A 220-nucleotide genomic window follows, 5' to 3' on the forward strand; every position below is an offset into this window, starting at 1 on the left:
CGGAAACCTACACGGTTGTTAGAAACTTTGTTTAGTTTTGAGAGATTTACTCTCAAGATAAAATGGGCCTATAGCTCAGCTGGTTAGAGCGCACGCCTGATAAGCGTGAGGTCGATGGTTCGAGTCCATTTAGGCCCATTCAAATAAAGATATTTCATATCTTTTATGGGGCCTTAGCTCAGCTGGGAGAGCGCCTGCTTTGCAAGCAGGAGGTCAGCGG

General features: G+C 46.4%; 1 tRNA gene. It reads left to right on the forward strand.

From position 1 onward, the window contains the following. Positions 1-64 precede the first annotated feature (64 nt). Positions 65-138, forward strand: a tRNA-Ile gene (locus FC36_RS03695). Positions 139-220: the final 82 nt, after the last annotated feature.

Origin of the sequence: Ligilactobacillus equi DSM 15833 = JCM 10991, assembly GCF_001435735.1 — a bacterium.
GTDB classification, from domain to species: Bacteria; Bacillota; Bacilli; order Lactobacillales; family Lactobacillaceae; genus Ligilactobacillus; species Ligilactobacillus equi.